Below are 14,441 nucleotides of genomic sequence, written 5' to 3'. Positions count from 1 at the left end.
CGAAAACTTTAGAAAAAACAAGCATGGCTCAACCGGTATTTTGAATGGCACTGATTGTAGCGGATCGCCAATATGCGGTGCAGTACGCACAAAAAAAGCCGGCTTGCGCCGGCTTTGCTGTGCAACAGACTGCTTAGTTCTTCGACTGGTCGACCATCTTGTTCTTGGCGATCCAAGGCATCATGGCGCGCAGCTTGGCGCCGACTTCTTCGATCTGGTGCTCGGACGTCAAACGGCGGCGCGAGATCAGGGTCGGTGCGCCGGCCTTGTTTTCCAGGATGAAGCTCTTCGCGTATTCGCCGGTCTGGATGTCTTTCAGGCACTGGCGCATGGCGTCCTTGGTGGCCGAGGTGACCACTTTCGGGCCGGTCACGTATTCGCCGTATTCGGCGTTGTTCGAGATCGAGTAGTTCATGTTGGCGATACCGCCTTCATAGATCAGGTCGACGATCAGTTTCAGTTCGTGCAGGCACTCGAAGTACGCCATTTCCGGAGCGTAACCAGCTTCGGTCAGGGTTTCGAAGCCAGCCTTGATCAGTTCCACGGCGCCGCCGCACAACACCGCCTGCTCACCGAACAGATCGGTTTCGGTTTCTTCGCGGAAGTTCGTTTCGATAATGCCGGCACGGCCGCCGCCGTTGGCCGACGCGTACGACAGGGCGATATCGCGGGCCACGCCCGATTTGTCCTGGTAGACGGCGATCAGGTGCGGCACGCCGCCACCCTGGGTGTAGGTGGCGCGCACGGTGTGGCCCGGCGCTTTCGGCGCGATCATGATCACATCGAGGTCGGCGCGTGGCACGACCTGGCCGTAGTGCACGTTGAAGCCGTGGGCAAAGGCCAGTACCGCGCCTTCCTTGGCGTGCGGGGCGATGTTTTCGTTGTAGACCTGGGCGATGTTTTCATCCGGCAGCAAGATCATGATGACGTCGGCAGCTTTCACTGCCTCATTGACTTCCGCCACTTTCAGGCCGGCTTGCTCGACCTTGTTCCACGAAGCGCCGCCCTTGCGCAGGCCGACGGTGACGTTGACGCCCGAATCGTTCAGGTTTTGCGCGTGGGCATGGCCTTGCGAACCGTAGCCGATGATGGCAACGTTTTTACCTTTGATCAAGGAGAGGTCGGCGTCTTTGTCGTAAAAAACTTTCATGGTATTTCCTATTTAATTTAATTAACTGCGTTGTATGGGAGTGCGGCCGGGGCCGCGTGCTGCAATTTTTTATACTTTGAGGATGCGCTCGCCGCGGCCGATGCCCGAGCCGCCGGTACGGACGGTTTCCAGGATCGAGGCGCGATCGATCGAATCGATGAACGCGTCGAGCTTGACCTTGTTGCCCGTCAGCTCGATCGTGTAGGTCTTTTCGGTCACGTCGATGATGCGGCCGCGGAAGATATCGGCGGTGCGCTTCATTTCCTCGCGCTCCTTGCCGACGGCTCTTACCTTGATCAGCATCAGCTCGCGTTCGATATGCTGGCCTTCAGTCAGGTCCACCACCTTGACCACCTCGATCAGGCGGTTCAGGTGCTTGGTGATCTGCTCGATGATGTCGTCCGAGCCGCTGGTGACTATCGTCATGCGCGACAGCGTTGCGTCTTCGGTCGGCGCCACGGTCAGCGTTTCAATGTTGTAGCCACGGGCCGAGAACAGGCCCACCACGCGCGACAGGGCGCCGGCTTCGTTTTCCAGCAAGACAGAAATAATATGGCGCATGGTTACAGGTCCTCCGAGCCGAGCATCATTTCGGACAAGCCTTTGCCGGCTTTCACCATCGGCCACACGTTTTCGGACTGGTCGGTAATGAAGTTCATGAACACCAGCCGGTCTTTCATCGCGAACGCCTCTTTCAGGGCGCCGTCGACGTCGCCCGGTTTTTCAATTTTCATGCCGACGTGGCCATAGGCCTCGGCCAGCTTTTCAAAGTCGGGCAGCGAATCCATGTAGGACTCAGAATAGCGCGAGCCGTAATCGATTTCCTGCCACTGGCGCACCATGCCGAGGAAACGGTTGTTGAGCATGATGATCTTCGGCGTCAGGTGATACTGCTTGCACGTGGCGAGCTCCTGGATGCACATCTGGATCGAGCCTTCGCCGGTGATGCAGGCAACGGTGGCGTCCGGATTGGCCATCTGCACGCCCATGGCGTACGGCAAGCCGACACCCATGGTGCCCAGGCCACCGGAATTGATCCAGCGGCGCGGCTTGTCGAAGCGGTAGTATTGCGCGGCCCACATCTGGTGCTGGCCCACGTCGGACGTGATGAAGGCGTCGCCCTTGGTGATCTGGAACACTTTTTCCACCACCGATTGCGGCTTGATCACCAGGTCGGAAGTCGGGTATTTCAGGCAGTCGCGGCCACGCCATTCGGCGATCTGCTTCCACCAGTTGCTCAATGCACTGACATTCGGCTTGGCTTCGGCCGCGTCCAGTTGCGCCAGGAATTCGATCAGCACATCCTTGACGTTGCCAACGATGGGGATATCGACTTTCACGCGCTTGGAGATCGACGACGGATCGATGTCGACATGAATGATCTTGCGCGGATGCGAGGCGAAGTGTTTCGGGTTGCCGATCACGCGGTCATCGAAACGCGCGCCGATGGCGATCAGCACGTCGCAGTTCTGCATCGCCATGTTCGCTTCGTAGGTGCCGTGCATGCCCGGCATGCCGACAAACTGCTCGCTCGATGCACGGTAGCCGCCCAGGCCCATCAGGGTGTTGGTGCACGGGAAACCGAGGCGGTCGACCAGCTTGTTCAGTTCGGGCGCCGCATGCGCCAGGATCACGCCGCCACCGGTGTAGATCATCGGACGTTCGGCTTGCAGCAGCAGCTGCACGGCCTTGCGGATCTGGCCCGAATGGCCCTTGTCGACCGGACGGTAGGAGCGCATCTCGACTTCCTTCGGATAGTCGAAATTGCACTTGTGCATGCTGATATCCTTCGGGATATCGACCAGCACGGGGCCGGGACGGCCGGTGCGGGCAATAAAGAACGCTTTCTTGATCGTCGCAGCCAGGTCTTTCACGTCCTTGACGAGGAAGTTGTGCTTGACCACGGGGCGGGTGATGCCCACGGTGTCGCATTCCTGGAACGCATCCTGGCCGATCGCATGGCTCGGCACCTGGCCGGAAATGACGACCATCGGGATGGAATCCATGTAAGCGGTCGACAGGCCGGTGACGGCATTGGTCACTCCGGGGCCGGACGTGACAATGGCCACACCGACTTTGTTGGAGCTGCGCGAATAGGCGTCGGCGGCGTGCACGGCGGCCTGCTCGTGGCGTACCAGGATATGCTGGAATTTGTTTTGCTGGAAGATGGCGTCGTAGATATACAGTACGGCTCCGCCCGGGTAACCAAAGACGTGCTCGACGCCTTCTTCAGCCAGACAGCGCACGACGATTTCCGCGCCGGTGATGGGACCGATGGCCGGTCCCGAGGCAGATCCTCTTGCTTCGGTATTCATGAAACATTCCTTTCAAGGTCCATTGGAGATTGATCGGATGTTCTTTCCTGACGAGGTACGCCTGACGCTACAGTCTTCCTGCTTCCCTTTTCATGCGGTCACGACATTTCTTTGGGCACCCATAGATACCTTGCAAAACAACGCTTAACGCAACTCGTTTGGCCGGAGTTTCTGTGGCGACTGTACGAACCGCTCGCGCTTGTGGCGCGGGTTAGAACAAACTGCCTACAAATGAAAGCGCGTCTTGTCGCTGGTGGCGTTGTGTGCCAGTTGCAACTTGACCATAGAGCTTTGGGGTGTTCAAAGCGTCCCATACGTTATCGCGTCGCACCATGATGGTCAAGGAAAAAGTATTCCAAAGCCGATATTTGCGCGCCCGCGGTGCAAAAATCATGCGGAAATGCACATTTTTTGCTAGCATGCGCTCAGTTTGCACAATGCAGGCACCTCCCCCCACAGCCCACGCAGCCACCGGCTCGCTCCTTACCGCATGGCAACAGACAAAGAACTATCCGATTTTCTCGAACATGTGGAGCGGCGCGCCTTCAAGCAGGCCGCCTATGCCGTACGCAAGGAAGAATCCGCGCTCGACATCGTGCAGGACGCGATGATCAAGCTGGCCGAAAAATACGGCGACAAACCGGCGGCCGAACTGCCGATGCTGTTCCAGCGCATCCTGCAAACGACCATCCTCGATTACTTCCGCCGCGAAAAGGTGCGCAACACCTGGGTCAGCCTGTTTTCAGGCATGAAACCAGCGGGCGACGAGCATGAGGACTTTGATATACTGGAGACGTATGCATCGGAACAGGGCTCGAGCGCCGCAGAATCTTCGGCCGATCAGGTCGAACGCGCGCAAATGCTTGATTTGATTGATGAAGAGGTACAAAAGCTGCCCGCGCGTCAACGCGAAGCCTTCCTCATGCGTTATTGGCAGGATATGGACGTGGCTGAAACGGCACTGGCGATGGGTTGCTCCGAAGGCAGCGTGAAAACACATTGTTCAAGAGCTACCCACGCGCTCGCCGAATCGCTGAAAGCCAAGGGAATACAATTATGAATACCGACGACCTCAATTTCGCTTACAAAGTGCGCCACGCGCTCAACGAAAAGCTCGACGACCTGCCGGACTCGACCACCGAGCGCCTGGCGGCCGCCCGCAAGGCGGCCATGGCGCGCAAGAAGGCTGATGCGCCGGCGCGCGTGGTGGCGCGGCAGAACGTGCTGGCCGGTATCACGACCCATCTGTTTGCCGAGCCGCTGTCATGGCTGGGCCGCATGAGCGTGGTCGTTCCACTGCTGGTATTGGTGTTGGGCGGCGTCGGCATTTACCAGTTCGAGCAGGAACAGCAGATCGCCGAACTGGCCGAACTGGACGCCGCCGTGCTGTCGGACGAATTGCCGCTGTCGGCCTATATGGACCACGGCTTCAACGCCTACCTGACGAAAAGCGCGCAATAATGGCTGACGCCAACGCAAGCAAGGCACGCAAAAGCTGGATGATCGGCGGCGCAGGCCTGGCCGTCTGCGTGCTGGCAGGCGCGTCCTGGGTGTATGCCAACCAGGACGCCCTGCCGGCCGCACCCGCCGTCACGGCCGTGCCTGCCGCAAAGCCGGCCGCAGCGCAGGCAAAGCCGGCAGCCGGCAAGTCGCAGTGGGCCAATCTGTCGCGCGCCCAGCAGGCGGCCTTGCAGCCACTGGCCGGCGAATGGAACACGCTCGACGCGCCGCGCAAGCAGAAGTGGCTCGACATGGCCAATCGCTTTGCCACCATGAGCCCTGACGAGCAGGCGCGCGTACACGAACGCATGCGCGACTGGATCAAGCTCACGCCCGCACAGCGCCGCACGGTGCGCGAAAACTATGTGCGCGCCAAGAAAATTGATCCCGGTCAAAAGTCGGCGCAGTGGGAGCAGTACCAGCAATTGCCGGAAGACCAGAAGAAAAAGCTCGCAGCCGAAGCCGTGCCCGCCAAGATCCCTGTTGTCAAGCCCGATATCCGTCCGCCCGCCGTCATCGTCGCGCCAGCCGTGCCAGCCCCTGCCGCGCCGGCCAGCCAGCCGCCAGCTCCGCCGTCCACGCCTTCGACCGCCACGCCCAATCCTTTGCCTGACCCCTTGCCCGACTATGCCCGATAACAGCGCCGCCTCGACCACCATCCCCACCATCAAGCGGCGCCTGATCTCGATGGTGTATGAATCGTTGCTGGCGCTGGCCGTGCTTTTCCTGCCTTTTTTGATCTTTGAACTGGCCGTGCAGGGTTCGCATACGCCGCTCACCGAACACCTGCGCCAGTGCCTTGCCTTCCTGGTAATGGGCGCCTATTTCATTCATCAATGGAGCCGCGAAGGACAAACCCTGGCGATGAAAACCTGGCGCCTGAAAGTGGTGCTGCCCGGCCAGGCCCATGTGCCGCTGCGTGTGGCCGCGTACCGCTATGTGCTGGCATGGATGTGGCTGCTGCCCGGCATCCTGGTGTCGTATGTACTGGACCTGCAGCACTGGCAGGCCCTGTCGGCGGTCGGCATCGGCATGCTGGCATGGTCCGCCACCGCGCTGTTTACCGGCAATGGCCAGTTTTTGCACGACAAACTGCTGGGCACGCGCATCGTGCAATTGCCGGCGCCCGTCAAGAAAAGCAAGAAAGCGGCTGCCTGAACCGCTATTTGCAAGCGCTTGACCTGGATCATTGAAGCACACGGGGCGGCTCTGCCATCATGGCATGCCATGAAAACCGCTCCCCCACCCCACGTTCATATCCTCACATCGCGCACGGAAATCTGCACCGAAGAAGAAGTCGCGCGACTCGTCCACACGTTTTATGCGGCCGCCCGCGAAGACGCCATGCTAGGCCCCGTATTTGGCCGTGAAGTCCAGGATTGGGACCAGCATCTGGCGACCCTGGTCGACTTCTGGTCAGGCCTCTTGCGCGGCACCATGCGCTACCATGGCAAGCCGCTGGCGCAGCATGCGCAGATGGAAAACCTGACGCCATGCATGTTCCGCCGCTGGCTGACACTGTTCTTTGCCACCACCGAAAGCATGGGCAATCCTGCGCTGCAGGAAAAGGCCGACGCCATCGCCCTGCGCATCGCCGAGCGGCTATGGAAGAGCTTTGCGGAAAGCCATCTGCCGCAGCAGCCGGCTTAAAAGCGTTCGTAGCCCTGCAAGTAACGCCATTGACCGGATGGCATGGCGCCCATCGAGATGCGGCCGATGCGCAGGCGCTTGATGCCCACCACTTCCAGGCCCACCATGCGGCACATATGGGCCAGCTGGCCCGGCTGCACGTTTTTGAGGGCAAAGCGCAGCCTTGTTTCGTTCTGCCAGCTGACCTTCATCGGCGGCAAAGGCTTGCCATTGAACGGCAGGCCGTGATTGAGCAGCGCCAGGCCACCCTCGGCAATCTGGCCGGAAACTTCGACGATGAATTCCTGCTCCACCGTTTTCGCTTCATCGACCAGTTTGCGGGCGACGCGGAAATCCTGGGTAAATACCAGCAGGCCCGAGGCCATGGTTTCCAGCGGATTCGTCACCGTCAGACCGATCAGATGGCGTTTCAAAAAGCGCGTGATCGAGCTGGGCGCAACGTTATCGGGCGTGAAGATTTCTTCGGGATGCAGGCAGCTGAGGGCCGGCTTGCCGTCGCTGCCGACGCCGCCATTGATCCCGGCCGGCTTGTGCAGCAGGATCGTCACGGGCGGCATTTCATCGAGCGTGGCGTTCGGCAACAGCACCACTTCCTGCTTGTCGGCCACGCGCGCGCCGGCTTCTTCCACCAGTTCGCCATCGACCGTGACCCAGCCGCCCTCGATATACAGCTCGGCCTCGCGGCGCGAACAGGGCAAGTCTTCGGCCAGGCGCTTGGCCAGGCGGACGGTGGGCATATCGAGTGGTGTGGTCATGGGAGGTGCGGAAGGAGGAAAAGCAGGTATTGTAATCGACCCGTTAAATACCGGGGTCGGACCCTGAGGGTCCGACCCCGGCTTTTCGGCAGGGTTACGCCGTGGCCCTGGCCAGTTCCTCGGCAAAGAAACGGTGGCCCATTTCTTCAAGGCCCAGCGTCTGCAGCACTTCCTGCAGGCGTTCGGTGGGGCGCTGGCGCGGCAGGTTCTTGTAGCTGGCGATGATCAGCTCGTTCTTCATCGAATGCTCCCAGCCCACCAGTTCGGTCACGCTGACCTGGTAGCCATGCGCTTCCAGTTGCAGACAGCGCAGCACGTTGGTGATCTGGCTGCCGAATTCGCGCGTATGCAGCGGATGGCGCCACAACTCCGTCAGCACGTTCTTGCCCAGGGTCTTGCCCTTGTTCTTCTTCAGCACGGATGCCACTTCCGCCTGGCAGCACGGCACCAGCACCATGAATTTCGCCTTCTTTTTCAAGGCGAAGTGAATCGCGTCATCGGTGGCGGTATTGCAGGCATGCAGCGCCGTGACGATATCGATCTGCTTGGGCAGCAGGCTCGACTCGGTCGACTCGGCCACCGACAGCGGCAGGAACGACATGCCGGGGAACTTGAATCTGGCGGCCAGCTCTTGCGAGCGCTGCACCAGTTCCTCGCGCGTTTCGATGCCGTAGATATGCGAGCCGTCGTTGCCGTTCTTGAAGAACAGGTCGTACAAAATGAAGCCGAGATACGACTTGCCGGCGCCATGATCGACCAGGGAAACACCCGGATGGTCGAGCTGCACTTCACGCAGCAGCGGCTCGATGAACTGCGTCAGGTGGTACACCTGTTTCAGCTTGCGGCGGCTGTCCTGGTTCATCTTGCCGTCGCGCGTGAGGATGTGCAGTTCCTGCAGCAAGGCGATCGACTGGCCGTCCTTGATTTCGGGCATGTTGCTGGCGGCCGTGATCACGTCTTTCGGCGCGGCGGCTGCCGTGTCAGCACCCTTGGCGGCAGCGGGTGCCGCGCCCTTAGCGCGCTTCATCGATCCACGCCATCTGGATCGCTTCGAGGGCTTTTTCGCCGCCGCGCGTGTGGTCGTCGTCGAAGCCGTCCAGGTTCACGACCCAGTTATGCAGGTCGGTGAAACGCACGGTCAAAGGATCGATATCGGGATGCGCGTCGAACAACGCTTCGGCGATCGCCGTGATGTCGGACCATCTCATCGAAGTGGCCATATTAGTGGCTGCCTTCGCTGACCTGGTTGATCGTGTATTTCGGGATCTCGACGACGAGATCGGCCTCGGCCACGATGGACTGGCACGACAGGCGCGAGACCGCTTCCAGGCCCCAGGCCTTGTCCAACATGTCTTCTTCCAGTTCGGTCGCTTCGTTCAGCGACTCGATCCCTTCGCGCACCAGCACATGGCAGGTGGTGCAGGCGCACGACTTTTCGCAGGCGTGCTCGATGTCGATATCGTTTTCCAGCAGGATGTCGCAGATGGACTTGCCGGCAGGGGCTTCGATCACGGCACCGTCAGGGCAAAGCTTGGCGTGCGGCAGGATAACGATTTGTGGCATGGTGTCTTCTTTCAGTCTGTCATTCGGCGCGCGGCGCATCTTGCCGCCGCGCTGTTCAATAGTTGTTACGCGACCTGGTCGAGCGTTTTTCCGGTCAGCGCGCTGCGCACGCTGCGATCCATGCGGCGCGCGGCAAATTCCTCGGTGCCGTCGGCCAATGCCTCGATCACGCGTTTCAGCACTTGGTGATCGACGGCGCCGGTTTGCGAGTCCACAATCGCCGTGCGCACCTGCGCGATCAAACTGTCGACCGTGGCGCGTTCAAGCGAGTCGAGCAGGCCGCCGTCTTCATCGAGCGCCGACTGGGTGGCCAGCACGATGCGCTCGGCTTCGACCTGCTCTTCGCGCAGCGCGCGCGCCACCATGTCGACATCAGCCGAGGTGTAGGAATCCTGCAGCATGCGCGCGATCTCGTCGTCGGCCAGGCCATAGGCCGGCTTGACGCTGATCGACGCTTCAACGCCCGAGCGCAGTTCGCGCGCCGACACCGACAGCAAGCCGTCCGCGTCGACCTGGTAGGTAATGCGGATGCGCGCGGCGCCCGCCACCATCGGCGGAATGCCGCGCAATTCAAAACGCGCCAGCGAACGGCAATCGGTGACCAGTTCGCGCTCGCCCTGCAGCACATGCACGGCCAGCGCCGTCTGGCCATCCTTGAATGTCGTGAATTCCTGCGCCCGCGCGCACGGTATGGTCGAATTGCGCGGGATGATTTTTTCCACCAGGCCGCCCATGGTCTCGATGCCCAGCGACAGCGGGATCACGTCCAGCAGCAGCCAGTCATCGCCGGCGGCGCGGTTGCCGGCCAGCAAATTGGCCTGGATCGCCGCGCCCAGCGCCACCACTTTATCGGGGTCGATATTGGCGTGCGGGATAGTATGGAAAAATTCGCTGACAACACGCTGCACGTGCGGCATGCGCGTGGCGCCGCCGACCATCACAACGCCGTCGACATCGTCTGCGTCCACGTTCGCGTCGCGCAAGGCCTTCTTGATGGCGTTCATGGTCTTGACCACCAGGTGCTGCGTCATGGCGGCAAAGTCCTGTGCCTTGATGCGCAGGTGAACTTCCTCGCCCGAGTTCAGCACCGCGTCGATGCTGGTTTCCGCCTTGGTCGACAGCAGTTCCTTGACCTCGCGCGCCTTGACCATCAGGATCGCCGTGTCTTCGTCGGACAGCGGCGCCAGCTTGGCCTGCTCGCTGATCCAGCAGAACAGGCGGCGGTCGAAATCGTCGCCGCCGAGGGCCGAATCGCCGCCGGTAGACAGCACTTCGAACACGCCCTTGGAGAGTTTCAGAATCGAGATATCGAAGGTGCCGCCGCCGAGGTCATACACGGCGTACACGCCTTCGGAAGCGCTGTCGAGGCCATACGCGATGGCGGCCGCGGTCGGCTCGCTCAAGAGGCGCAGCACATTGATGCCGGCCAGCTGCGCCGCATCCTTGGTGGCCTGGCGCTGGGCATCGTCAAAATACGCGGGCACGGTGATCACGGCGCCGACCAGGTCGTCACCCAGCGAATCTTCTGCGCGCTGGCGCAGGGTGGCCAGAATCTGCGCCGAGATTTCAACCGGGCTTTTCACGCCGGCCACGGTTTTCAGCTGCACCATGCCAGGCGTGTCCTGGAAATCGTAGGGCAGGTTTTCCGCATAGGCGATGTCGGCCAGGCCGCGGCCCATGAAGCGCTTGACCGAGACGATGGTGTTCTTCGGATCGGTGGTCTGCGCGGCCATGGCCTTGTAGCCGATATTGGCGTGGCCGTTCGGCAGGTAGCGCACCACCGACGGCAGCAGCGCATGGCCGTCTTCGTCGTTGAGCACTTCGGGAATGCTGTTGCGCACGGTGGCGACCAGGGAATTGGTGGTGCCCAGGTCGATGCCGACGGCCAGGCGGTGCTGGTGCGGCGCGGTCGACATGCCTGGTTCGGAAATTTGCAGAAGTGCCATGGTATTCGTGCCTCGATGATAGTTTGCGTGGTGCCGCAGATACTGTAGCGCGCATTATAAAGCGCGCGCAAAACTCACGCTGCTCAGGCTTCCAGTGCCTCGAATGCGAAGCGGACTTCTTCGCCGAATTTGTCGAGGAACATCAGCGCGCGCACGCTTTGCGCGGCGTTCACGTAGTCGGCCGCATCGAGCTGGGCGCCTACTTGCGCCAGCAGCGTCTTGCGTTCGCCGCGCAGCTGGCGGTCGAGCGCGTCAAGCGCATCGGCGTCCTTGCCGGCACGCGCTTCTCCCAGCTCTTCGCGCCACTCCATCTGCTGCATCAGGAAACTGACAGGCATGGCTGTGTTCGACTCCGTCTGCAAGTCGACGCCGTTCAATTCGCACAGGTATTGGGCGCGTTTTTGCGGGCTTTTCAAGGTCTGGTAGGCTTCGTTGGCGCGCGTGGCCCATTGCATCGCCACCCGCTTTTCGGCGCTGCTGGCGTTGATGAAGCGGTCCGGGTGGACCTTGCCCTGCACATCGCGGTAGGCGCTGTCGAGCGCTGCCTGGTCGAGCGCGAATTGCGGCGGCAACTGGAATAATTCGAAGTGGTTTTGCATAGTGTGTCGGTGGTCGCTGTACCTCAATCGATGAGTACAGCGCACCGACCGGGGATCATGCTTGCTTCTTAGATGCGGAAACTCTCGCCGCAGCCGCAGGCGTCTTTTTCGTTCGGGTTGTGAAACTTGAAGCCTTCGTTCAGGCCTTCGCGCGCGAAATCGAGTTCCGTGCCGTCGATGTACGGCAGGCTTTTCGGGTCGACGAACACTTTCACGCCGTGCGATTCGAACACGCTGTCTTCGTCCGCCACTTCATCGACATATTCAAGCTTGTAGGCCAGGCCCGAGCAGCCGGTGGTGCGCACGCCGAAACGCAGGCCCATGCCCTTGCCGCGGCGTTCGATATAACGGTTGATGTGCTTTGCCGCTTTTTCGGTCAGTGTAATCATGTATCTCTCCGCAGGCGCCCGGCCTTGACGGCGCGGGCGCGATGCCAACGTAATTAAGCTGCCGCTGGGTGACGGGTCTTGTAATCCAATACCGCCGCCTTGATGGCGTCTTCGGCCAGGATCGAGCAGTGGATTTTCACCGGTGGCAGCGCCAGTTCTTCGGCGATCTGGGTGTTCTTGATCGACAGGGCCTGATCCAGCGTCTTGCCCTTGACCCATTCGGTCACCAGCGAGCTCGAAGCGATGGCCGAACCGCAGCCATAGGTCTTGAATTTCGCATCTTCGATCAGGCCATCGGCGCCGACCTTGATCTGCAGCTTCATCACGTCGCCGCAAGCAGGCGCGCCCACCATGCCGGTGCCGATGGTTTCATCACCCTTGTCAAAGGCGCCCACGTTGCGTGGATTTTCGTAATGATCGAGTACTTTGTCCGAGTAAGCCATTTTGATGCTCCTTAAATATTCTTGCCGGCCCCAAATGGGGTCAGATTAGTAAAGTGCCTGGAAAACCGTAGCGAGCGGAAGTGAGTTGTGGCCGAGAAGCGGAACTGTGCTTGAGCACAGTGAGCATCGCAGGCCGCAAATCGCGACGCGCAGTAGGTTTAACAGGTACTTTTAGTGGGCTGCCCATTGGATGGAGTTAATGTCGATGCCATCCTTGAACATGTCCCACAGCGGCGACAGTTCGCGCAGCTTGTGCACTTTCGATTTCAGCAGGTTGACGGCGAAGTCGATGTCGGCTTCGGTCGAGAAACGGCCGATGGTGAAACGGATCGAGCTGTGCGCCAGCTCGTCGCTGCGGCCTAGGGCGCGCAGCACGTACGATGGCTCCAGGCTGGCCGAAGTGCAGGCCGAACCGGACGACACGGCGATATCCTTGATCGCCATGATCAGCGACTCGCCTTCGACGTAGTTGAAGCTGACGTTCAGGTTGTGCGGCACGCGGTGATCCATGTCGCCGTTGATATAGACTTCCTCGATTTCCTGCAGGCCGGTGGCCAGGCGGTCGCGCAAGGCCTTGATGCGGCCAATCTCGACATCCATTTCTTCCTTGGCGATGCGGAACGATTCGCCCATGCCGACGATCTGGTGGGTCGGCAAGGTGCCCGAACGCAGGCCGCGCTCATGGCCGCCACCGTGCATCTGTGCTTCCAGGCGCACGCGCGGCTTGCGGCAGACGTACAGCGCGCCCACGCCTTTCGGGCCGTAGGTTTTGTGCGCGGTAAAGGTCATCAGGTCGACCTTGGTCTTTTGCAGGTCGATCACCACCTTGCCGGTCGCTTGCGCGGCGTCGCAATGGAAGATGATGCCTTTCGAGCGGCAGAACACGCCGATCTCGTCGATCGGCTGGATCACGCCGATTTCATTGTTGACCAGCATGACCGATACCAGGATGGTGTCCGGACGCACGGCGGCGGCCAGCTGCTCGACCGTGATCAGGCCGTTGTCCTGCGGTTCCAGATAGGTCGCCTCGAAGCCGATGCGTTCCAGTTCGCGCACCGTGTCGAGTACCGATTTGTGCTCGGTTTTCACCGTGATGATGTGCTTGCCCTTGGTTTTGTAGAACTGCGCCGCGCCCTTGAGCGCCAGGTTGTTGCTTTCCGTGGCGCCCGAGGTCCAGATGATTTCGCGTGGGTCGGCATTGACCAGCGCGGCGACATGGCCGCGCGCTTCTTCCACGGCCTTTTCTGCGGTCCAGCCATACATGTGGCTGCGCGAGGCCGGATTGCCGAACTGCTCGCGCAGGTAGGGAATCATCTTGTCGGCCACGCGTGGATCGATCGGCGTGGTGGCCGAGTAGTCCATGTAGATCGGGAAATGCGGTGCCGTTTCAAAGTGCACCTGGCCTGCGTTTTTTTCTGGGGCGTTCATCAATAACTCCATGCGATCAGCAACTAGTATTTTGGTATTCTTATCCGAGGGTGGCGTGATTACGGTGCATCACCATCACGCTTTGTTCGGCGTTCTTTTGTCTCTGCTGGTCAACCAGGTCCTGCAGCGACACAGAATCCAGATAATCGACCATTTTTTCATTCAGGGTGGACCACAGCTCGTGCGTCATGCAGCGTGCGCCGGTGGCCGCGTCAGCGCCGTGGCAGTGCTCCTTGCCACCGCACTGGGTAGCGTCCAGCGGCTCGTCGACGGCGATGATAATGTCGGCCACCGTCACCTTGTCGGCGCGGCGCGCCAGGCTGTAGCCGCCACCCGGGCCACGGATCGATTCGACGATCTCATGGCGGCGCAGCTTGCCAAACAGCTGTTCCAGGTAGGACAGGGAAATCGACTGGCGCTGGCTGATGCCCGACAGCGTGACCGGTCCCTTGCCCTGGCGCAGGGCAAGATCGATCATCGCGGTCACGGCAAAACGGCCTTTTGTAGTCAGACGCATACATCCTCGGTTCAACTCGGTTAAAATATTGCGGCTTTTCAACTACTCAAACCCTGAGTAGTTGAATGAATTAGTCAAGTATAGCAAATCCGCACAGGTTTGTCAGAGAGGCCCCCATTTCCCGAAGGTGGGCGAGGTCCTGCCCGCCGCGCCAGGCGCGGTGCAAGCAGGAAAACCACAGTGTGT

Annotated in this window: 18 protein-coding genes; 5 read left to right on the top strand and 13 right to left on the bottom strand. The window is 60.5% G+C overall.

Features of this window, described 5'->3' with window-relative positions; translation table 11 throughout:
* Positions 1 to 133: 133 nt before the first annotated feature.
* The 3 genes from ilvC to AC0Z42_RS07045 form a co-directional block, all read right to left on the bottom strand.
* Positions 134 to 1,150 (bottom strand): ketol-acid reductoisomerase, encoded by a 1,017-nt coding sequence (ilvC, locus tag AC0Z42_RS07055; RefSeq protein WP_485467525.1) that lies wholly within the window; start codon positions 1,148 to 1,150, stop codon positions 134 to 136.
* A gap of 69 nt (positions 1,151 to 1,219) precedes the next feature.
* On the bottom strand, positions 1,220 to 1,711 hold the full coding sequence (ilvN, locus tag AC0Z42_RS07050; protein WP_065310638.1) for an acetolactate synthase small subunit: 492 nt from the start codon (positions 1,709 to 1,711) through the stop codon (positions 1,220 to 1,222).
* A 2-nt stretch (positions 1,712 to 1,713) separates the two neighbouring features.
* Entirely contained in the window at positions 1,714 to 3,465 is a 1,752-nt protein-coding gene (locus tag AC0Z42_RS07045; RefSeq protein ID WP_485467524.1) for an acetolactate synthase 3 catalytic subunit, read from the bottom strand.
* A gap of 490 nt (positions 3,466 to 3,955) precedes the next feature.
* Between AC0Z42_RS07045 and AC0Z42_RS07040 the strand changes: the two genes are divergently transcribed.
* The 5 genes from AC0Z42_RS07040 to AC0Z42_RS07020 all read left to right on the top strand — a co-directional run bounded on the left by AC0Z42_RS07040 (position 3,956) and on the right by AC0Z42_RS07020 (position 6,615).
* A complete protein-coding gene (locus tag AC0Z42_RS07040) occupies positions 3,956 to 4,525 on the top strand; it encodes an RNA polymerase sigma factor (protein ID WP_485467523.1) in 570 nt (189 codons plus the stop codon).
* Complete coding sequence (locus AC0Z42_RS07035; RefSeq protein WP_485467522.1) at positions 4,522 to 4,926, top strand: DUF3619 family protein; 405 nt, start codon at positions 4,522 to 4,524, stop codon at positions 4,924 to 4,926. Before AC0Z42_RS07040 ends, AC0Z42_RS07035 begins: the two co-directional genes overlap by 4 nt.
* Positions 4,926 to 5,603 carry a DUF3106 domain-containing protein gene (locus AC0Z42_RS07030; protein WP_485467521.1) on the top strand — a complete coding sequence of 226 codons (678 nt, stop codon included), beginning with the start codon at positions 4,926 to 4,928 and terminating at the stop codon, positions 5,601 to 5,603. Before AC0Z42_RS07035 ends, AC0Z42_RS07030 begins: the two co-directional genes overlap by 1 nt.
* Positions 5,593 to 6,123 (top strand): RDD family protein, encoded by a 531-nt coding sequence (locus tag AC0Z42_RS07025; protein ID WP_485467520.1) that lies wholly within the window; start codon positions 5,593 to 5,595, stop codon positions 6,121 to 6,123. Before AC0Z42_RS07030 ends, AC0Z42_RS07025 begins: the two co-directional genes overlap by 11 nt.
* Before the next feature lie 69 nt (positions 6,124 to 6,192).
* Positions 6,193 to 6,615, top strand: coding sequence for a group III truncated hemoglobin (locus AC0Z42_RS07020; RefSeq protein WP_485467519.1), 423 nt, complete (start codon positions 6,193 to 6,195; stop codon positions 6,613 to 6,615).
* Here the strand turns inward: AC0Z42_RS07020 and AC0Z42_RS07015 are convergent.
* The 10 genes from AC0Z42_RS07015 to iscR all read right to left on the bottom strand — a co-directional run bounded on the left by AC0Z42_RS07015 (position 6,612) and on the right by iscR (position 14,255).
* Positions 6,612 to 7,370 (bottom strand): rRNA pseudouridine synthase, encoded by a 759-nt coding sequence (locus tag AC0Z42_RS07015; protein WP_485467518.1) that lies wholly within the window; start codon positions 7,368 to 7,370, stop codon positions 6,612 to 6,614. The genes AC0Z42_RS07020 and AC0Z42_RS07015 overlap by 4 nt on opposite strands.
* Before the next feature lie 94 nt (positions 7,371 to 7,464).
* Positions 7,465 to 8,397: a class I SAM-dependent methyltransferase gene (locus AC0Z42_RS07010; RefSeq protein WP_485467517.1), complete on the bottom strand. Its 933-nt coding sequence runs from the start codon at positions 8,395 to 8,397 to the stop codon at positions 7,465 to 7,467.
* Positions 8,384 to 8,578 carry a Fe-S cluster assembly protein IscX gene (iscX, locus tag AC0Z42_RS07005; protein ID WP_485467516.1) on the bottom strand — a complete coding sequence of 65 codons (195 nt, stop codon included), beginning with the start codon at positions 8,576 to 8,578 and terminating at the stop codon, positions 8,384 to 8,386. Before iscX ends, AC0Z42_RS07010 begins: the two co-directional genes overlap by 14 nt.
* Before the next feature lie 13 nt (positions 8,579 to 8,591).
* A complete protein-coding gene (gene fdx, locus AC0Z42_RS07000; RefSeq protein ID WP_034750070.1) occupies positions 8,592 to 8,933 on the bottom strand; it encodes an ISC system 2Fe-2S type ferredoxin in 342 nt (113 codons plus the stop codon).
* A 65-nt stretch (positions 8,934 to 8,998) separates the two neighbouring features.
* Positions 8,999 to 10,879: a Fe-S protein assembly chaperone HscA gene (gene hscA / locus AC0Z42_RS06995; protein ID WP_485467515.1), complete on the bottom strand. Its 1,881-nt coding sequence runs from the start codon at positions 10,877 to 10,879 to the stop codon at positions 8,999 to 9,001.
* A gap of 83 nt (positions 10,880 to 10,962) precedes the next feature.
* Positions 10,963 to 11,478: a Fe-S protein assembly co-chaperone HscB gene (hscB, locus tag AC0Z42_RS06990; RefSeq protein ID WP_485467514.1), complete on the bottom strand. Its 516-nt coding sequence runs from the start codon at positions 11,476 to 11,478 to the stop codon at positions 10,963 to 10,965.
* A gap of 68 nt (positions 11,479 to 11,546) precedes the next feature.
* Complete coding sequence (gene iscA, locus AC0Z42_RS06985) at positions 11,547 to 11,867, bottom strand: iron-sulfur cluster assembly protein IscA (protein ID WP_485467513.1); 321 nt, start codon at positions 11,865 to 11,867, stop codon at positions 11,547 to 11,549.
* A 53-nt stretch (positions 11,868 to 11,920) separates the two neighbouring features.
* Positions 11,921 to 12,310, bottom strand: coding sequence for a Fe-S cluster assembly scaffold IscU (gene iscU / locus AC0Z42_RS06980; protein WP_038493869.1), 390 nt, complete (start codon positions 12,308 to 12,310; stop codon positions 11,921 to 11,923).
* Positions 12,311 to 12,481: 171 nt separating this feature from the next.
* Complete coding sequence (locus tag AC0Z42_RS06975) at positions 12,482 to 13,738, bottom strand: IscS subfamily cysteine desulfurase (RefSeq protein WP_485467512.1); 1,257 nt, start codon at positions 13,736 to 13,738, stop codon at positions 12,482 to 12,484.
* Between the two features lie 40 nt (positions 13,739 to 13,778).
* Positions 13,779 to 14,255 carry a Fe-S cluster assembly transcriptional regulator IscR gene (iscR, locus tag AC0Z42_RS06970; RefSeq protein ID WP_308925381.1) on the bottom strand — a complete coding sequence of 159 codons (477 nt, stop codon included), beginning with the start codon at positions 14,253 to 14,255 and terminating at the stop codon, positions 13,779 to 13,781.
* Between the last annotated feature and the right edge of the window lie 186 nt (positions 14,256 to 14,441).

Source organism: Janthinobacterium sp. 1L-D-8-B-C4 (genome assembly GCF_057291295.1).
Note: the sequence above shows the minus strand (reverse complement) of the source record. Positions and strands in the feature narration are given on the sequence as shown.

What these genes read in the sequence shown, in the direction of transcription:
- ilvC (WP_485467525.1), bottom strand. Translation starts at nt 1,150, where the DNA reads ATGAAAGTTTTTTACGACAAAGACGCCGACCTCTCCTTGATCAAAGGT.
- ilvN (WP_065310638.1), bottom strand. Translation starts at nt 1,711, where the DNA reads ATGCGCCATATTATTTCTGTCTTGCTGGAAAACGAAGCCGGCGCCCTG.
- AC0Z42_RS07045 (WP_485467524.1), bottom strand. Translation starts at nt 3,465, where the DNA reads ATGAATACCGAAGCAAGAGGATCTGCCTCGGGACCGGCCATCGGTCCC.
- AC0Z42_RS07040 (WP_485467523.1), top strand. Translation starts at nt 3,956, where the DNA reads ATGGCAACAGACAAAGAACTATCCGATTTTCTCGAACATGTGGAGCGG.
- AC0Z42_RS07035 (WP_485467522.1), top strand. Translation starts at nt 4,522, where the DNA reads ATGAATACCGACGACCTCAATTTCGCTTACAAAGTGCGCCACGCGCTC.
- AC0Z42_RS07030 (WP_485467521.1), top strand. Translation starts at nt 4,926, where the DNA reads ATGGCTGACGCCAACGCAAGCAAGGCACGCAAAAGCTGGATGATCGGC.
- AC0Z42_RS07025 (WP_485467520.1), top strand. Translation starts at nt 5,593, where the DNA reads ATGCCCGATAACAGCGCCGCCTCGACCACCATCCCCACCATCAAGCGG.
- AC0Z42_RS07020 (WP_485467519.1), top strand. Translation starts at nt 6,193, where the DNA reads ATGAAAACCGCTCCCCCACCCCACGTTCATATCCTCACATCGCGCACG.
- AC0Z42_RS07015 (WP_485467518.1), bottom strand. Translation starts at nt 7,370, where the DNA reads ATGACCACACCACTCGATATGCCCACCGTCCGCCTGGCCAAGCGCCTG.
- AC0Z42_RS07010 (WP_485467517.1), bottom strand. Translation starts at nt 8,397, where the DNA reads ATGAAGCGCGCTAAGGGCGCGGCACCCGCTGCCGCCAAGGGTGCTGAC.
- iscX (WP_485467516.1), bottom strand. Translation starts at nt 8,578, where the DNA reads ATGAGATGGTCCGACATCACGGCGATCGCCGAAGCGTTGTTCGACGCG.
- fdx (WP_034750070.1), bottom strand. Translation starts at nt 8,933, where the DNA reads ATGCCACAAATCGTTATCCTGCCGCACGCCAAGCTTTGCCCTGACGGT.
- hscA (WP_485467515.1), bottom strand. Translation starts at nt 10,879, where the DNA reads ATGGCACTTCTGCAAATTTCCGAACCAGGCATGTCGACCGCGCCGCAC.
- hscB (WP_485467514.1), bottom strand. Translation starts at nt 11,478, where the DNA reads ATGCAAAACCACTTCGAATTATTCCAGTTGCCGCCGCAATTCGCGCTC.
- iscA (WP_485467513.1), bottom strand. Translation starts at nt 11,867, where the DNA reads ATGATTACACTGACCGAAAAAGCGGCAAAGCACATCAACCGTTATATC.
- iscU (WP_038493869.1), bottom strand. Translation starts at nt 12,310, where the DNA reads ATGGCTTACTCGGACAAAGTACTCGATCATTACGAAAATCCACGCAAC.
- AC0Z42_RS06975 (WP_485467512.1), bottom strand. Translation starts at nt 13,738, where the DNA reads ATGAACGCCCCAGAAAAAAACGCAGGCCAGGTGCACTTTGAAACGGCA.
- iscR (WP_308925381.1), bottom strand. Translation starts at nt 14,255, where the DNA reads ATGCGTCTGACTACAAAAGGCCGTTTTGCCGTGACCGCGATGATCGAT.